Origin of the sequence: Nonomuraea sp. B12E4 (assembly GCF_039871825.1) — a bacterium.
GTDB lineage: Bacteria > Actinomycetota > Actinomycetes > Streptosporangiales > Streptosporangiaceae > Nonomuraea.
Genome location: NZ_JBDPME010000013.1, coordinates 131,251 through 148,000, shown reverse-complemented (window position 1 = coordinate 148,000; position 16,750 = coordinate 131,251). Strand labels below are relative to the sequence as shown.

The window sequence follows — 16,750 nt, the reverse complement described above, 5'->3', positions numbered from 1 at the left end:
GCGGTCGTCGTAACGTATGCCCCACCAACGCGCGCCTGGGCGGATGACGTCGTGCGCGCGCCCTGCGATACGAAAACCCGGACCGACTGCGTGGCAGGGTCCGCGGGAGGTGGAGAGGTCCGCGATGACCCAGACGACGCCCGAAGCTCCGGCCAGAAGGCAGCGTGCCCAAGTCAAAGTGCGCACTCTGCGCACGGACAGGTGGTGGCTGACGCCGCTGCTGACGTTCCTCGGGCTCAGCTCGTTCCTGATCTACGGTGTGTGGGCGATCATCGACAACAGCTTTTTCGTCGACCCGTACGTGGCGCCGTTCGCCTCGCCCTGTCTGGTTGACGTGGCCTGCCCCGAGGGCGCGCAGCTCTTCGGCTGGACGCCGATCGGCGACTGGTGGACCCTGCCGCCGGGGCTGCTGATCCTCGGCCTGCCCGGCGGGTTCCGGCTGACCTGCTATTACTACCGCAAGTCGTACTACCGCTCGTTCTGGCTGTCGCCGCCGGCGTGCGCCGTGCAGGAGCCGCACGGCAAGTACACCGGTGAGCGCCGCTTCCCGCTGATCATCCAGAACATCCACCGGTACTTCTTCTACGCGGCCATCGTCATCGGCCTCATCCTGGCCTACGACGCCATCCTGGCGGTCGTCCACAAGCCGGAGGGTCTGGGCAGCTGGATCCTGATCGTAAACGCCGTGCTGATCAACGCCTACACGCTGTCCTGCCACTCCTGCAGGCACATCACGGCGGGCAGGCTCAACCACTTCTCCCGTCACCCGCTGCGGTATCGGGCCTGGACGTTCGTGTCCAAGCTCAATGCCAAGCACCAACCCCTCGCGTGGGCCTCGATGTTCTCCGTCATGGGCGCCGACCTGTACGTCCGACTGGTGGCCAAGGGCATCATCGCCTTTCCGTTCGCGTAAGGACCAGCTTCAGTGGAAAACTCGCTTAACACAGAGCGTCACGAATACGACGTCATCGTCATCGGCGCGGGCGGCGCCGGCCTGCGGGCCGCGATCGAGGCCCGCCAGCAGGGCAAGCGGACGGCGATCATCTGCAAGTCGCTGTTCGGCAAGGCGCACACCGTCATGGCCGAGGGCGGCGCCGCCGCCGCGATGGGCAACGTCAACCCTGACGACAACTGGATGGTGCACTTCCGTGACACCATGCGCGGCGGCAAGTTCCTCAACAACTGGCGGATGGCCGAGCTGCATGCCAAGGAGGCGCCGGACCGCGTCTACGAGCTGGAGGCCTGGGGCGCGCTGTTCGACCGCACCAAGGACGGCAAGATCAGCCAGCGGAACTTCGGCGGGCACGAATACCCGCGGCTCGCGCACGTGGGCGACCGCACCGGGCTGGAGCTCATCCGTACGCTGCAGCAGCGGGTCGTGGCGCTCCAGCAGGAGGACTACGAGACGCACGGCGACTACGAGGCCTACATCAAGGTCTTCGCCGAGTGCACGGTCACCCGCCTGCTCAAGGACGGCGACCGGATCGCCGGCGCGTTCGGCTACTGGCGTGAGTCCGGAAATTTCGTGCTTTTCGACGCCCCGGCCGTCGTCCTGGCCACCGGCGGCATCGGCAAGTCGTACGTCGTCACCTCCAACTCCTGGGAGTACACCGGCGACGGCCACGCCCTGGCCCTGATGGCCGGCGCGAAGCTGATCAACATGGAGTTCATCCAGTTCCACCCCACCGGGATGGTCTGGCCGCCCTCCGTGCGCGGCATCCTCGTCACCGAGTCCGTCCGCGGTGACGGCGGCGTGCTGCGCAACTCCGAGGGCAAGCGCTTCATGTTCGACTACATCCCGGACGTCTTCAAGGACAAGTACGCCACCTCCGAGGAGGAGGGCGACCGCTGGTACACCGACCAGGCCAACAACCGGCGCCCGCCGGAGCTGCTGCCGCGTGACGAGGTGGCCCGGGCGATCAACGCCGAGGTGAAGGCCGGTCGCGGCTCACCCCAGGGCGGCGTCTTCCTGGACGTCTCCACCCGGCTGCCCGCCGAGGAGATCAAGAAGCGGCTCCCGTCGATGCACCACCAGTTCAAGGAGCTGGCCGACGTCGACATCACCGCCGAGCCCATGCAGGTGGGCCCGACCTGCCACTACATCATGGGCGGCGTCGAGGTGGACGCCGACACCGGGGCGGCGGCCGTGCCGGGGCTGTTCGCGGCCGGCGAGGTCTCCGGCGGCATGCACGGCTCCAACCGGCTGGGCGGCAACTCGCTGTCCGACCTGCTGGTGTTCGGGCGCCGGGCGGGCGCGGGCGCGGCGGCGTACGTGGACGAGCTGGCCTCCAGGCCCCAGATCGCCCCGGAGTCGGTGTCCGACGCGCGCGAGGAGGCGCTGGCGCCGCTGGGCCGGGCCGGCGAGAACCCCTACGAGGTCCACCACGAGCTCCAGCGCACGATGAACGACCTGGTCGGCATCATCCGCAAGGCCGGCGAGATCTCCGAGGCCCTGGGCGTCGTGGAGAAGCTCAAGGAGCGCGTACGCCTGGTCGGGGCGGCCGGCTCGCGCATCTACAACCCGGGCTGGCACCTCGCGATCGATCTGCGCAACATGGTGCTGGTGTCGGAGTGCGTGGCGCGTGCCGCCCTGCGGCGCGAGGAGAGCCGCGGCGGGCACACCCGCGACGACTTCCCCGTCATGGACCCGGAATGGCGCCGCAAGCTGCTCGTCTGCTCCAGCGAGGACGGCACGACCGTCCAGGTGGAGGAGCAGCTCCAGCCGACCATGCGCGACGACCTGATCGCCCTGTTCGACAGGGACGAGCTGACGAAATACCTCACCGACGAGGAAATGGCCGAATTCGACGGGATAGCGAAGAAGTCATGAGCTACAAGGCAAAGTTCAAGGTCTGGCGCGGTGAGGGCGGCGAGGGCAAGCTCGAGGACTTCACCGTCGAGGTGAACGAGGGCGAGGTCGTCCTCGACATCATCCACCGCCTCCAGGCCACCCAGGCACCTGACCTGGCGGTGCGCTGGAACTGCAAGGCCGGCAAGTGCGGCTCGTGCAGCATGGAGATCAACGGTAAGCCGCGACTCGGCTGCATGACCCGGATGTCCACCTTCGAGGAGGACGAGACCATCACGGTCACGCCGATGCGCACCTTCCCGGTGATCAAGGACCTCGTCACGGACGTCTCCTTCAACTACCAGAAGGCCCGGGAGATCCCGTCGTTCACCCCGCCGGAGGGGGTCCGGCCCGGCGAATACCGGATGAAGCAGGTCGATGTCGAGCGCTCGCAGGAGTTCCGCAAGTGCATCGAGTGCTTCATGTGCAACAACGTCTGCCACGTGATCCGTGACCACGAGGAGAACAAGGCCAACTTCTCCGGCCCTCGCTTCCTCATGCGGATCGCCGAGTTGGACATGCACCCGTACGACGTGGCCGACCGCCAGGAGGCCGCCCAGGAGCAGCACGGGCTCGGTTACTGCAACATCACCAAGTGCTGCACCGAGGTCTGCCCCGAGCACATCAAGATCACCGACAACGCGCTGATCCCGATGAAGGAGCGCGTGGTGGACCGCAAGTACGACCCGCTGGTGTGGCTGGGCAACAAGATCTTCAAGCGCGCCAAGTAGCGGCTCGCCGAACGCGGCAAAGGGCGGGGACCGGAATTCCGGTCCCCGCCCTTTGCCGTCTTCCTACTTCTTACGCCCCCAGCGCCGGCGCTTGGAGTCAGGCATCTCCTTGGTCGGCTCGGTGCCGCCCTTCTCCGGCGCCGCCGGCTCCGCGTCCGGTTTGTCGGGCAGCGGCTGAACCGCGGTCGCTTCGGTGTCGGCCGCCACGTAGGGAGGCGGATCGTAGTCGCGCGGGCCGTCGTCCAGCCCCGGCTTCGGCCCCGGCTCGAACAGCGACGACGACCGGCCCGTGGACTGCTGCCACGGCTCCGAGTCGCCCGACTCCGCCCACGCGGCCGGGGCGCCGAACGGGCGCTCGGTGTCGTCGTCGTACGGGCTCGCGCCGCCCGGCGGGATCTCCGACGACGGGGTCTCCGAGGGCTGGATCACCGGCTCGAACGGGTCGCGGAACTCGCGTGCCTTCGGCTCCGGCGGCTCGCTGTAGGAGTCGAAGTCGTCCGGGTGCAGCACCATCGGCTCCGGCGGGGCCTCGGGCGCGGGCGGCTCCTCCATATAGCCCTGGTGCGGGTACGGGTGCTGATCGTGGTAGACGGCGCCGTACTGGGCCTGGCCGCTCGGGTAGGTCTGCACGGGCACGAAGGAGATGATCGGCGCGTACGCCGTGCCGCCCGGGTAGCCCGGGGCCGGGAAGGCCGCCGCGGCGTATCCGGGACCCGCCGGATATCCGCCGCCGGACGGCATGTCCGGCCGGCCTGCCTGGGGTCCCGCCTTACGCACCGCCGCCGCGTGGGCCATCCGGCGCAGCCGCCCCTCGAAGATCAGCACGGCGAAGAGCGCCAGCAGGACCAGCACCAGGGCCGGGATGCTGAGCTGCTGCGTGAGCGTCCGCTGGTCGAACTCCGGCGCCGCCTGCCGCAACTCCAGGACCGCCTCGGTCGAGGCGGCCTCCGTCTCGCTCGGCGTCGCGCTCGGCACCGGCTGGCTGGTCGCGACGGCCGGCAACTCCACGGACGGTTCGGGACTCGATGAGGTGGGCGGCACCTCGATGCTCTGCGTGGGCAGCGGCTGCAGGTTCTGCGTGGGGGTGCTCGACGGCGTGCTGATCGGCGGGGGTGAGGAGGTCCTGGTCGGCGTCGGCGACTTGGTCGGCTTCGTGGGCTTCGCGGTGACGGTCTTGGTGATCGTCGTCTCCGGCGTGTCCAGCGGCTGCTCAGGGGACGGCGTGTCCAGCGTCGTGGTCGTGGTGATGGTCACCGTGGTCTCGGGCACGGCGTCGCACACCTCGCCCACGTCACACGGCTCCACCGGGTCGTACGCCGCGGACGCGTTCGCGCTCTGCACCACGAACGGCGTCACCCCTGCACCGGCCAGACCCAGTGCCAAGACGATTGCGGACACGGCCGTCGCTCGCCTGCGTGCCACCGGAAGCCTCCGCCTAAGTCCCTAGAACCATGGTCAAGGGAATACTAGTCGGGTAAAAGTAACGGTAAAGGCCGAATTACAACACCTTTCGTCCCTTACGGCCCCGTTGTACCGTGCCAATCCCCCAAAGCCCGCCCAGAAGCAGCCCGATCCCGCCGGCCACCCCCACGAACCCCGCCGGCCCATCCAACGGACTCACCCAAGCCACGGGCCGCACCGGCTCAAGCACCCCACCGGCCTCCCATGGCAGCGGCGCCACCCCTCGCGCCTCCTCTTCCCCCATGGACCCCACCGCTCCAGCCGTAGCCTCTGGCAGCCTGAGCGCTTGAGCCCCGACCCCCGGCATCCCAGCCTGCACCCCACCAGGCATCCCAAGCACCCCGGACGCCCCAGGCGGCATCGAAGGCGGAACCCCGGCCGTCCCCTCAGACCGCAGACCCGACGCCACCCCCGGCCGTGCACCCGAGGCCGCCCCTGGCAGCGCACCAGACGCCCTCCCGGGCTGAGGTCCTCGCACCACCCCAGGCTGCGCTCCCTCCCCGCGCGCCACCCGAGAGCCCGCCGACGCCTGCGGGGCGGTGCCACCCCGAGCCTGTGCGCGAGCACGGGGCTGGGTCTGCTGAGGGACGCTCGTAAGAGCCTGCTGCGACGCGCCGGAAACCGCCTGCTGAGGCACGGCCTGCGGGAACCCCAAGCCGCTGTCACCCCTTATCTCTCCCAGCGCCCAAGGCTCCGCACCGGCCACCGACCTCGGCGCCACACCGCCCGCCACCGACCTCGGCGCCACACCGCCCGCCACCGACCCGGGCGCCGTGCCACCGGCCACCGACCCCAGCGCCATACCACCAGCCACCGACCCCGACCCCAGCGCCATACCACCGGCCGCTGGCCCACTCGCGGCGGGGATGCGGCCGGAACGCGCGGTGGTGGGCGCAGGCTGCCGACCCTGCGCGCCGGCCCACAGAGGGTCGGTCCCGCCGGCAGCCGACTGGCTGACCGGCCCGGGCAGTGCCTGGGCGCCGTGGCAGCGCGTGGCCGGGACACGAACGGCCTGACCAGAGAGCGTCGCCGCCTCACCCGTGATCGCGGGCGCCTCTCCGGGGGATGTCCCCGCCTCACCCGAGGCATCGGCACCACGCCCCGCGGACGCCTGCATAGCGAGCACCGACGCCCCACCCGCGCGCGTGACCGCCTGGCCGCGTGTCGCCGCCACCCGGACGCCCCTGGCCATCCCGTTCAGCCGCACCCGGAACCGCTGCACGTCCCCGGTCCTGACCCACTTCCCGTTGTCAGGCACGTGGACCTTCTCCAGCATCAGTGACACCCCAGCCGCCGCCACGGGCATGGAGGGGACCGCCACCAGGATCAAGGCTCCAGCGATGATCCATCCACGACGCATCACTCCCACTCCCCCGCTGCGACATATCACTTCTAGTAACCATTCTGTCACAGAGAGGAAGGGGTTAATCTCACTGGAGCAGATTCTCCACGGTCTTCATGACGTTGAGATCGGCCTGGAGCCACTCGACGTCGTAATACTCGCCGGGACCCAGCCACCGCAGCGCCAGATGCTCCTTGGCCTCCGGCTCCCCCGCGGGCAGCGAGCACAGCCAGACGCGCACGACGTACCCGTCGGACAGGGGCCAGTCACCGCCGACCCGCTCGCCGACCACGACCTCGACGCCGAGCTCCTCGCGGCACTCCCGGACGAGCGCCACCTCCTCGGCCTCCCCCGGTTCGACCTTGCCGCCGGGGAACTCCCAGCCGCCCGCGAGGGCCGGGGGCTCGGCGCGCTGGGCGGCGAGCACCCGGCCGCCCGAACCGACGATCACTGCGGCCACGACCACGACAGCACTCATGCGTTGGGCTTTCTCATCGAATTTCCTTGAAGCGTGGAGACCCCGGGCTTCAGCCCTGGGGAGGAAACACGGCACGGTGCCGCAGGATTTGCCGGTACTGAGGTTGATCGGCGTGTCCCGTCACCGGCTGCACCCCACACCCGCCCAAGAGCAGGCGCTGGCCGAGCACGAGTCAGCGCTGCTCGGCGTGCGGGATCGTGCCTGCGAACCGTGAACCTCAACCTGTCCTCCTCCCAGCATGAGATGGGTTGAGATCCCCCGGATTCATCCGTGGGGAGGATGTCAAAGGGACGGATCCTGCAGCTTCTTGAGCTGCTCGATGACGTCGGCGTTCTGCAGCGGACGGGTGAAACCCACCCGGTTGGTACGGGACTCGTAGCTCGTGACCTTGATCGGCCCGCACAGCCGGCACCTGGCCTCCAGCATCTTCCCCTTGGACACGACGAGCCCGACATGCCCAGGGCTGGTGGCGGACGTGCCGGGTCCCGAGTTGAAGAACACCAGATCCCCCGGCTGCTCTTCGCCCTCTAAAATCCGAATTCCGAACGGCCACTGCGTGAACGTCGTACGGGGAATCTGCAACCCCGCAGCACGATAGGCGGCGTAGATGACCCCCGAGCAGTCAAACGAGTCCGGCCCCGTCCCGCCCCACAGGTACGGCTTGCCGCGCTGCGCCAGCGCGTACTGCAGGATCTTGGTCACCACCTCGCTGGGCGCGGCCGCGATCAGCGGGTCGTCGCAGTCCTCCGAGGCCTGCGGCGGCACCTCCACCGCGCCGGACTTGGCATAGTTCCTGGCGATCTCCTCGACCTGGTCGACGTACCACCAGGCCCTGTTGTAGACGAACAGCGCCCGCCGTACGTCCTCCGGGGCCCCGTTGCGCCTGAGCATCTTGGCGGCGCCGAGGATGGCGTCGGCCGGGTTGTACACGTCGCCCACGCCGTCGCCGTCACCGTCGGAGGCGTACCCGTTGAACTTCGACGACATCGAGATCCGCGCCTTGCCGCCCCACGTGGAGATGAGGAACTGCATCGGCCCGGCCGCGCCCGCGTAGTTGGTGCCGCTCTTGACGCCGGGCAGGTCGGACCGGCCGTGGTCGGTCTCGCGCTTGCCGACGGCGGCCAGGATGTTCCACTGGACGCCGACGTCCTTGCCGTATTCCCGGTACAGCTCCAGGTAGTCGGCGGGGATGTCGGCGGTGCCCGAGTCCGAGACCTCCTCCACCTGCGTGGTGTCCTCGCAGTCGGGCGAGGTGCCGCCGTCGGTGATGAAGGACGGGAGCGAGATCAGCAACAGCGGCGACACGATCACCGCCACCAGCAGCAGCGCCCCCGCCAGCCCGATCAGCAGGAAAAGGCGGGCCCGTGAGGAGTTCACGCCGGGTCCCCGTCCTGGCCCTCGGTCGCCGGCAGCACCTCGAAGATCCGCCAGTCGGTCCCGGACTGGCTCACCGTGACCGCGAGGTCGTCCGTGACCTGCTGGTTGCCGCTCTTGGCGGTGACCTGCCGGCTCTCGGTGACCACGAAGACGACCGAGCTCTTGTCGATCTGCCTGATCTCCTTCACGCGAGCCGTGGCCGTGGAGACGATCTCGTCGCTGCGGTTGCGCTCGATGGTGCCCGCCGAGGTCATGGTCCTGGCCAGGATGCCGCCGAGCTCCGCCGTCGTGTACGCCTTCAACCGGCCCGCGTACGCCGCCGGATCCTCGTCATAGCGGAAGGTGCCGTAGACGGCGGTGAACCGCTCGGCCAGGTCGGCGGCCGCGGCGAGTTGCTCCTTGCTCAGCGGCAGGTAGGAGTAGACGTCGAACGGTGCGGAGCTCGCGGTCGCCAGCGGCCTGCTCGTCGGGGCGGGAGCGCCGGCCGCCGACGTGGTGGCGACGGGGCCGGGCTCGGGCTCCTCTCCCGGGTCCGGCCACATCGTCAGGTAGATGCCGACCGCGGCGATGACCACGACGATGGCGGCGAAGGCCACCCCGCGCCTGTCACCGGGCTGCGCCATGTTCAGTCCTTGTCAGGGTTGTTCGGTTTGAGCCAGAAGGGCACGGAGGGATCGCCGCCTTCGGAGCCGCCGTTGCGGCTGCTGCGCAACCACAGCGGGGGCGCCTCCGAGCCGCGGGACGACCGGTCGTCGGAGCCGAAGATGCGGGGACCGGGCGCGGTGCCGCCGGACCTCGGTGCGCCGCCGCCCGACCGGGAGCCGCCGCCGGAGCGCGACCCGCCCGACCGGGAGCCGCCGCCGAACAGCCCGCCACCCGAGCCGCCGGAGCCGCCCGACCCGCCGGAGCCGGAGCCGCCGGAGCCGCCCGACCCGCCGCCGAACAGCCCTCCGCCGGAGCGCGTGCCCCCAGACCGCGACCCGCCCGCGCCGCCGAACCTCGACCGTCCCCCGGTGCCGCGCGAGCCCGCCGAAGCGCCGCCACGCGGCGCCCACCCGCCGGACCGGCCACCGAACCAGCCGCCATCCGAGCCGCCGGAACCGCCGGAACCGCCGGAACGGGACGTGCTGCCCGAGCCGGACGCGACGCCCGAGCCGGATCCGCCACTCGCGCCCGGCACGCCGCCCACCCGCGACCCGCCCGCGCGGGTTGGCGTACCGCCCAGGTTGAGCGGCGGAGCCGTACCCCGGCGCGGCTCCATCGGCACTCTGCCGGTCGCCTTGCCGCCCGGCTGGTCGGTGTCCAGCGGCGCCGCCGTGGCCGGGATCCGGACGCCGCCCGGGTTGCCGTCGCCTTCCTCGGCGCGTACCCGGGCCTGACCGGCGGTGGCCGCCGTCGCCGCCACCCCGGCCGGGTTGGCCGCGCTCGCCGCCCTGATGAGGGGCTCGGCCTTGCGCAGGCCCCAGCGGCCGATCCGGGCCGAGGCGACCGGCGGCAACGCACCCGCCGAGCGTTCGAGCACGGAGGAGGAGGCCGCCTCGCCGAGCATGCGGGTGGTGACCGTGTGCCCGCTCATCGAGGCGAACAGGTGCTGGAACGGCCGCCGGTAGAAGAACACCGCGATCGTCAGCAGGGCCATGAACAGCACCTGCAGCCCCCAGGGCATGGCGGTGGAGATGATCAGCGCGTACCCGTAGACGAGCACGCTCAGCACGATCGTCAGCACCGCCTGTCTCAGCAGAGTGCCCACGAGCATCTCCACCCAGCGCATGGCGACGATCCGGCCGCTGCCCGGATGTACGCCGATCAGCAGGAACACCGGCCCCAGGATCAGCAGCAGCAGGAAGCCCACCTTGAGCACCAGCAGAGAGACCGCCACCAGGAAGATGAGCGTGCCCGCCACCAGGGCCGCGATGAACGCCCCGACGGCCACGCCGAGGCGGTTGGACCAGTCGCGGCCGGAGAAGACGGTGTAGCGGGGGTCGTTCCTGAGCTTGTCGGCCAGCGCCGCGTACTCGGACTGGCGCGCCCCCACGTCGGGGGCCGGCTGGCCGGCGACCGCGGGCGGGATCGACTGGATCTCCAGCATCTTCCTGCCCCAGTCGCGCACGATCGGCTGCTGCGGGTCAGCGGTGCCGAACTGGCCCACCAACCAGGGCTTGCAGACCAGCGTGGACCACAGCGCGTCGGCGTTCTGCTCGACGCCCGGCGTGCCGTTCTGGCCGTAACCGCCCGCCTTGACCTGCGGGTCGGCCGTGCCGGGTGGCGGCAGGCAGGACGCGCCGCCCGCGCCGGGCAGGCCGGAGAAGGCGGAGTTGACGACCTCGCCGGTCTTGTCGGTCACGACCTTGCCCAGCCCGGTGAAGTCGCCGGGCCTGCTGAAGAACCAGACCGCCACGGTGACCGCCAGCACCATCCAGATCACGCCCTCGGCGGTCGTGGTGGCCCGCTTGCGGATCAGCCCGTACCAGGCCAGCCAGATCGCACCGAGGATCACGATCGGGCGCAGGTACGGCCAGTACATGGCGTTGGACAGGTTGGTGATGATGTCGTCGACCACGTCCTTGATCGACTGGAGCGGTCCCTCGGTCGCCGCGGCCTGGTAGGTGGTGATCGTCAGCCGGTCGACGGCCTTGGCCGCGGTGAAGATGCCGTTGGCCCACATGTTGCCGAGCACGGCGACGTAGTCGGAGCAGCCCAGCTCGTGCGTGTGCCAGAACTGACCGCTCATGCCGAACTGGCCGTAGTTGGTGGTCGGCGCCTGTGCCCCGCCCTCGGGGACCGGCGGCTGGATCATGCCGTCGGTGCCGCTGCCGACCACTTCGGGGGTGAGCGGCGGCGACAGGTCGCACGGGGCCGCCGCCGCCGGGGTGGCCAGACCGCCCACCACCACCGGTAGTACGAGGATTCCGGCGATGAGCGCAAGCGCCAGCGCCAGCCGTCGGGATAGTCGGATCTTCATGACCGTACCTCCTGCGCCCTGCCCACGCCCCCTTGAAGATCATCATGCCCGGCGACGCCGGGTTTGTCGTGTGTCGGGTTCGTGTCGAGCCAGCGGAGAAGTTCTTCGGAGATCAGGTCTACTCCGATGCGGCCGGCCCTGCCATCCAGATCGCGGAATACGCATTCGCCGTTGCCCAGCGAGCGCAGCACGGCCTTGTGCTCTTCCGACGGTTCCACCCCGAGCAGCGACATGACGTGGTCCACCTCCACCCGTTCGGTGGACCGGAACGCGAACACGGACGAGAGGCAGTTGGTCACCTGCTCGTTCAGCAGGTCTCCCGCGTTCTGGGAGACCAGCACGAGTGCGGTGTTGCGGGAGCGACCCATCCGGCTGACCTCGGGCACCAGCTTGGCGCCCTCGGGCGTGGAGGTGATCGCCCACGCCTCGTCCAGGAAGATCGCCTTGGGGGCGCGCCGGTCGAGACTGTTCATCAGCCGGCGCGCGAACTGGGACACCAGGTAGAGCAGCGCCACCGACAGCCGCTGCTCGTAGGAGTAGTCGTCCCTGGCCGTCGTCACGTCCGGCAGCGTCAGCCCGCCCAGCGTGAACACGGTCGTCCAGCCCTCGGTGTCGACCTGGTCGCCACCCGAGGGGTCGAAGCACAGCCTGGCCAGGTGCATCTCCGACATGGAGCGCAGCACGGCGCCCAGGTTCTTCGAGGCGGGGTCGTCGGCCCGCTCCAGGAAGTCGACGACCTTGCCGAGCGAGGGGTCGGGCGCGTTGGACACGGCGGCCACCGCCTGGATCATCGCCGACTCGCGCTCCTCCGACATACGCGGCAGCAGCAGCCGCAGCGTCTCGGTGGCCATGGTCTTCTTGGCCGCGATGTCGTCGCCGAACGAGAACGGGTCCAGCAACCCCGGCGCGGCCGAGCCCAGCGGGATGATCCTGGCCTTGCGACCCCGCTTCTCCAGGAGCTGTACGAGCGACTCCGCGTCGCCCTTCGGGTCGATCACCGCGACCGTCACGCCCCTGAGCGCCATCTGGTAGATCATCAGCAGCGCCAGCGTGGTCTTGCCGCCGCCGGGCTCGCCGGTGATCGCGATGGCGGTGGGCCGGTTGCGGGTGGCCGCGAGCAGCGGGTCGAAGTGCACGATGCTGCGGGCCCTGCCGACGGTCTCGCCGATGTACGGGCCGAGCCAGCCCTCGCTGCCCTCGTCCAGCCGGTCGCCCACGTCGACGGTGGCCGTGGCCATGCCGCCCGCGATCGTACGCAGGGGCTGGCGTTGCGCGTAGGCGTTGACGCGTACTTTCTCGCCCGGCAGCGCCTCGCAGAACAGCGAGAACTGGTCACCCGTCGAGTTGACCACGTCGATGCCCATGTCGCGGAAGTGCTCGACGACGGCCTCGACCCGCTGCACGCAGATGTCCTCGCTCGGGGCCGCCACGATCAGGCGGTGCCACCCGTACACGAACGGCAGGCGCGCCTTGGTGATGCCGTGCTCCAGCATGCGGGCCGCGTCGATCTGCTCGGCCAGCGCCAGCGGCGCCTCCGCGCCGGCCTCCCGGATGTGGTGGTCCATGTCACGGGCGTGCGCCAGCTTGCGCGCCACGTCCCTGGACGCCTTGACCGGCGGGACCAGCCGCATCCGCGACGAGATCTCCACCGGGAACGGGAGCTGGTCGGCGAAGTGCATCCACGGCTCGCCGTCCGGGAACGGCATGAGGTCGGGGAAACGGGCGAACGACAGGTGGGCCACGTAGGAGTCGCCCTGCGGCTGCACGATGCGCAGCAACGACCTGCCGTTGTGGATCTCGCCCTCGACCAGCGACTCGATCTCGCCCTTGCCCCAGCGCCGTTTCGGGCTGGCCGACGGCGGCGGGTCGCCGAGCGCGCCCGCGGCCGCGTGCTGGAACAACCACGCCACCTCGACGGAGGTGGCGTGCCTGGCGTAGAGGGCGCTCGACGCGAGCGCCCTGCCGAGGCGTTCGGCCTGCTCGGTCCAGCGGCCGATCTCGCTGTCGGGGACGTGGTCGTCGTCCATCCCGAGCGCCTTCTCGGTCTTCTGGTAGAGGCCGAGGAGCTGGGCGAGCACGCCGCTGCCGAGCTGCTTGCCGCGCGGGCCGAGCCGGACGCCGAGATAGACCTCCTTGGACCAGAAGTCCTTGGCCCAGACGTGCCGGTACATCTCCTCCAGGTAGTCGCGCCAGCCGGATCCCTCGTCGGACGTGGCGTTGAGCGCCATCGCCCACTCCGCGGCCGGGTAGGTGCGGTGCGCCACCCGCAGGTGGACCTCGGCGTCGGGCATCCTGATCGCGGCCAGTGCGATCGTGATGTTGGTGGCCAGCGCCTCGCGTTCCTCGGGGGTGACGAACTCGTAGCTGACCGTCGGGAGACGGAAGTACGCCCATGCGCAGGTGTCCGTGAGCAGGATGCGGTCGTCGAAATAGCGCACCGCGAGGCGTTGGTGCGCCCGGGACGCCCTGCTCATGCCGCCCCCTCGGCGCATGAACGGGCCAGACCTGCTCGCTTGTTCACTTATCGCTCACCGATTCTCGTGCCCGGGGGGTCACTCGCCAACTCCTCTTCGCTCAGTCGTACGGTCTGTGCCGCAAAGCCCGCGACCACGACACCGGCGAGGGCGAGGTAGGCCCGCCGCCCGGCCGCGCGCAACTGCCCGGGATCGACCACCTCGGCGCCGCCGGGCGCCAGATCGTCCTCCCAGGGGACCCGGACGATGGCCCGGCACCTGCCGCTGGCCACCGACTCCGCCTGCTCGACGTCGGCCATCGAACGCCTGCTCACGCCGTTGACCACCATCACGGCACGCCTGCGCAGCTCCGCGCAGCCGTGCCCGTCGAGCCACTCGTACGTCATCGCCACCGCCTCGGACGCCTCCTCGCTCGCCGGGACCACCAGGACGAGCTGGTCGGCGTACGGCAGGACCCGGGCGGCCAGCGCGGCGGCCGGGTCGATGACGGCCAGCTTGTAGTGGTGGTCGAGCAGGCGCATGGACTCGCCGAGCCGGTGGTCGGAGAACAACGACCGGTCCGCGAGCCGCTGCTCGGCGCCCGCGTCGGAGTCCGCGCCGATCACCTCCAGTCCTGAGGCCGTGCGGGTGGTGTACCCGCGCATCGTGAGATAGCCGCTGACCCGGTCGAGCCCGGACAGCAAGGAGGTGAGGGTCTCCGGGGTCTCCGGCTGGATCTTGCTGGTCAGGGTGCTGCCGCCGGTGTTGGCGTCGACGGCCACGACCCTGTCGTCGCGGTATTTGGCGAAGGTGTGGCCGAGCATGAGGGCCGTGGTGCTCTGACCCGCGCCGCCGGTGCAGCCCAGGACGACGATCCGGCGGCTGCCGCCGAACACGCCCCTGGCCCTGGCCTCGTCGACCTCGGACCCATCGGTACGCACCCCGCCGCCGCCGACGACCACCTGCGCGATCCGCCGCCACCCGCCTGAGTCCCGCCCCACGACGGACTCGACCCTGCGCACCCGCCCTTCACCGGGCCGGTTACCGGGCACGGGCGCCACGAACTCCTCCCCCGGACCGTCGCCCACGACGGGCCCCGGCGCCACCCGCTCACCGACCACACCGGTCATCGGCACGACCCGATCATCGTCCCGCCTCTGCCCGGCCCCGCCACGACCACCGACACCCCCCGGCGCCACGTCGCCGCCCACACCCTTCGACCCATCGCCACCCGCAGACTGCCGACCCTTACCAAGGGCGCCCCGCGCCACGTCACCGACCGCACCCCTCGGCCCGTCACCGACCACGGACTGCGGCGCATCGCCGATCTGGCCGGCCGGGCCCGCGCTGACGTCGTGTGCGGCCGGCGTGGTCTCGTCGCGACTCTCCCGCTGCTCGCCCTCGGCCGGATTGCCAATCGCCGCGGGACGATCACCCACCGCAGAACGGCCACCTTCGCCCGGCCGACCGTCCTCACCCACCCCGGCGGCGTGCCCGGCGGCGGATGGAGGGCCGGCCGCAGAACCGTCGCCCCCAGCCGGAGAACCAGTCGCAGGACGGTCGCTCCCAGCCGGAGAGCCATCCACTGGACGGTCACTCCCGGACGAAGGACCACCTGCTGGACGGTCACTCCCGACCACAGGATCATCCGCAGGACTGTCGGCACCCGCAGGAAGGCCGGCCCCCAGAGGGCCGACGCTCCCGGGGAGGCGGTCGTCACCGGCGGGATGGTCGCTTTTCGCGGGGCGGGGCAGGGGTTTGGCGTCAGGGTTGAGCGGCGACCAGATCCGCTGCGGGCCGGACGGCACCAGCGACGGGCTCAGCCGGGGCGGCTGCCCCTTCCTGTGCTGGTCCCGCGCGACTTCGTCCTCGCCCCGCGACGCGTCGCCCTGATCGGCGGGTTCCTCCGAGAGGACCGGCGCGTCTGCGCTCGCCGCGAGCTTCCGCAACCGCCGCAGCGCCTCGGTGTCGATCGGCTTGCCCGCCGCGGGCTTGCGACTTTCCGCCGTCCGGATCGGCACGACCGCCCCACGCGCGACCTCGGCCTCCCCGACCAGCCGGTCCACACGCGCGGCCTCGCCTTCCATCTCCCGGCCTCCGCGAGCGGCCCCCGCGCCGGTCTCCCGGCCTCCGCGAGCGATCCCCGTGCCGGTCTGCCGGCCTCCGCGAGCGATCCCCGCCTCAGTCGGCAGGTCACCGCGCACCGGCTCCGCCCCCTCGGCGGCTCCGTCCGCGGCCTTCGGTACGTCCTGCTCGCGACCCCTGGCTTCCCGGCCGGCCTTCCCGCGGGCGGCGACCTCATGGGGGGCCCGGTCTCCGCCGTCGGACTCCGGTCCGGCGACGTGCCGCCCGGCGCCGAGCTCCCGGCTCGCGACTTCGGCGTCACCGCGCACGACGGTCAGCGGTGTGTCCTGACGGCGTTCCGGACCGCCGGAAAGGCGTTCAGGGCCACCGGAAAGGCCCTCCTCGCGGCGTATGAGCTCTCCCCCGGTCTCAGGTGCCGGGGACGATGCCGACTGGCGTACCCGCGATCTGAGGGCGGGCGCCGCGCCCCGGCGGTTGCCCCAGCGAGTGGTGGCCGGCTCGGCGACGGGGGCCGTCGCGGCGGCGGCGGCAGCGGCGGCCACGGCCGGGCGGACCTGACGGGGACCGGCGATCCGCTGGCCCTCGCGCTTGGCCTGCGGCCGGCGCGCCTTGCGCGGCGCCTTCGCCTTGGCCCGCGCGGGAGCGATGCGCCACACGCGGCCGGCGAACGCGATCGTCTCCGGCTCCGACATGGGCGCGAGGCGGCACCAGGCCTTCGGCTGGCCGAGGTAGCGAAGCTGGGACTCCAGAAGCTCGGTGAGGCGCTTGCCCTCGATGACGGGACGGGTGGACAACCATGTCACGATCCCGGGCGGCACCAGGAACAGCACGTGCCACGGCATCTCCACCGGCACGCCGACCAGGACCAGCAGGAGCGACCACGGCACGAACACCCCGACGAAGACGCCGATCCAGACGATGGGCAGCGGCATCGGCAACCGTAGGTCGTACAGCTTGTAAAGCCGCTTCTCTATCCGCCAGATGTTCGTATACGTGGGCAGGTCCACGCGGTC

10 protein-coding genes are annotated in these 16,750 nt (G+C 70.9%); 3 read left to right on the top strand and 7 right to left on the bottom strand.

The window, feature by feature from the left end:
• Positions 1-124: 124 nt before the first annotated feature.
• The 3 genes from ABGB18_RS27680 to ABGB18_RS27670 are packed head-to-tail and all read left to right on the top strand — an operon-like array spanning position 125 to position 3,579.
• The gene (locus tag ABGB18_RS27680; RefSeq protein ID WP_347698525.1) at positions 125-913 is read left to right on the top strand and encodes a hypothetical protein; all 789 of its coding nucleotides are present in this window, start codon (positions 125-127) and stop codon (positions 911-913) included.
• Positions 914-925: 12 nt separating this feature from the next.
• Positions 926-2,830, top strand: a complete 1,905-nt coding sequence (locus tag ABGB18_RS27675; RefSeq protein ID WP_347698524.1) for a fumarate reductase/succinate dehydrogenase flavoprotein subunit — start codon at positions 926-928, stop codon at positions 2,828-2,830.
• Complete coding sequence (locus ABGB18_RS27670) at positions 2,827-3,579, top strand: succinate dehydrogenase/fumarate reductase iron-sulfur subunit (RefSeq protein WP_347698523.1); 753 nt, start codon at positions 2,827-2,829, stop codon at positions 3,577-3,579. The genes ABGB18_RS27675 and ABGB18_RS27670 overlap by 4 nt, the downstream gene beginning before the upstream one ends.
• A gap of 63 nt (positions 3,580-3,642) precedes the next feature.
• On the opposite strand, the gene ABGB18_RS27665 is transcribed toward ABGB18_RS27670, so the two are convergent.
• The 7 genes from ABGB18_RS27665 to ABGB18_RS27635 form a co-directional block, all read right to left on the bottom strand.
• Positions 3,643-4,977 carry a hypothetical protein gene (locus ABGB18_RS27665; protein ID WP_347698522.1) on the bottom strand — a complete coding sequence of 445 codons (1,335 nt, stop codon included), beginning with the start codon at positions 4,975-4,977 and terminating at the stop codon, positions 3,643-3,645.
• A gap of 1,493 nt (positions 4,978-6,470) precedes the next feature.
• Entirely contained in the window at positions 6,471-6,860 is a 390-nt protein-coding gene (locus tag ABGB18_RS27660) for an NUDIX domain-containing protein (RefSeq protein WP_347698521.1), read from the bottom strand.
• Positions 6,861-7,142: 282 nt separating this feature from the next.
• Positions 7,143-8,237, bottom strand: a complete 1,095-nt coding sequence (locus ABGB18_RS27655; protein WP_347698520.1) for a bifunctional lytic transglycosylase/C40 family peptidase — start codon at positions 8,235-8,237, stop codon at positions 7,143-7,145.
• Positions 8,234-8,860: a hypothetical protein gene (locus tag ABGB18_RS27650; protein WP_347698519.1), complete on the bottom strand. Its 627-nt coding sequence runs from the start codon at positions 8,858-8,860 to the stop codon at positions 8,234-8,236. The genes ABGB18_RS27655 and ABGB18_RS27650 overlap by 4 nt, the downstream gene beginning before the upstream one ends.
• A gap of 2 nt (positions 8,861-8,862) precedes the next feature.
• Positions 8,863-11,199, bottom strand: coding sequence for a type IV secretion system protein (locus ABGB18_RS27645; RefSeq protein WP_347698518.1), 2,337 nt, complete (start codon positions 11,197-11,199; stop codon positions 8,863-8,865).
• Positions 11,196-13,673 carry an ATP-binding protein gene (locus ABGB18_RS27640; protein WP_347698517.1) on the bottom strand — a complete coding sequence of 826 codons (2,478 nt, stop codon included), beginning with the start codon at positions 13,671-13,673 and terminating at the stop codon, positions 11,196-11,198. The genes ABGB18_RS27645 and ABGB18_RS27640 overlap by 4 nt, the downstream gene beginning before the upstream one ends.
• Positions 13,674-13,720: 47 nt before the next feature.
• On the bottom strand, positions 13,721-16,744 hold the full coding sequence (locus ABGB18_RS27635) for a TcpE family conjugal transfer membrane protein (RefSeq protein WP_347698516.1): 3,024 nt from the start codon (positions 16,742-16,744) through the stop codon (positions 13,721-13,723).
• Positions 16,745-16,750: the final 6 nt, after the last annotated feature.

Coding starts and splice junctions, on each gene's coding strand:
- ABGB18_RS27680 (WP_347698525.1), top strand. CDS start 125: ATGACCCAGACGACGCCCGAAGCTCCGGCCAGAAGGCAGCGTGCCCAA.
- ABGB18_RS27640 (WP_347698517.1), bottom strand. CDS start 13,673: ATGAGCAGGGCGTCCCGGGCGCACCAACGCCTCGCGGTGCGCTATTTC.
- ABGB18_RS27670 (WP_347698523.1), top strand. CDS start 2,827: ATGAGCTACAAGGCAAAGTTCAAGGTCTGGCGCGGTGAGGGCGGCGAG.
- ABGB18_RS27645 (WP_347698518.1), bottom strand. CDS start 11,199: ATGAAGATCCGACTATCCCGACGGCTGGCGCTGGCGCTTGCGCTCATC.
- ABGB18_RS27650 (WP_347698519.1), bottom strand. CDS start 8,860: ATGGCGCAGCCCGGTGACAGGCGCGGGGTGGCCTTCGCCGCCATCGTC.
- ABGB18_RS27660 (WP_347698521.1), bottom strand. CDS start 6,860: ATGAGTGCTGTCGTGGTCGTGGCCGCAGTGATCGTCGGTTCGGGCGGC.